1 pseudogene is annotated in these 661 nt (G+C 64.4%); it reads right to left on the bottom strand.

Annotated elements, in window-relative coordinates:
• Positions 1-181 precede the first annotated feature (181 nt).
• Positions 182-580 (bottom strand): annotated as a pseudogene (locus CSC70_RS13905) (MFS transporter); the annotation flags it as partial.
• Positions 581-661: the final 81 nt, after the last annotated feature.

Genomic DNA, 661 nt, shown 5'->3' on the forward strand with positions numbered 1-661 from the left:
GTCCCCTAGGGAGCGCCATCCCGGTGCAGCGAAGCGACAAAAAGCCCCGTTTCCGGGGCTTTTTTGTTGTACGGCGCCCGGCCCTGCCCTTTGCAGGCGCCGGTCCTGCCGGCGGCCGCCAGGGCGGCCGGCCGGCCATCGGCAAGGACCGCGGGGCAGGACGCCTGCCCCGCCGCGAGTCTCAGCCCTCCATCTGCTCGAGCTTGATGCCCTTGGTCTCGTGCACGTACTTGAGCACGAAGGCCACCGAGACGAAGGCCGCGACCATGTAGATCGCATAGGTCGAGGCCAGACCGATCCCCGCCAGCAGGATCGGGAAGCTCATCGTCACCGCGAAGTTGGACGTCCACTGCGCCGCACCGGCCACCGCCAGCCCCGAGCCTCGGATCTGGTTGGGGAACATCTCCCCCAGCATCACCCACATCACCGGGCCCCAGGACACGTTGAAGAACACCACGTAGACGTTGGCCGCCACCAGCGCCAGCGTGCCCATGTGCCCCGGCAGCTGCAGGTGACCGTCCACCAAGGAACCGCTGGCGAACGCCCACACCACCAGCGCCAGGCTCACCGCCATCCCCGCGAAAAAAAAAAAAATAGACAGACAGATGTAGACCACTTCACATCACCACACTAAACAAAAATCACAAGTCACAAGACACAG

This window comes from Pseudoxanthomonas kalamensis DSM 18571, from assembly GCF_010211745.1.
In the GTDB taxonomy this organism is placed as follows: Bacteria; Pseudomonadota; Gammaproteobacteria; order Xanthomonadales; family Xanthomonadaceae; genus Pseudoxanthomonas_A; species Pseudoxanthomonas_A kalamensis.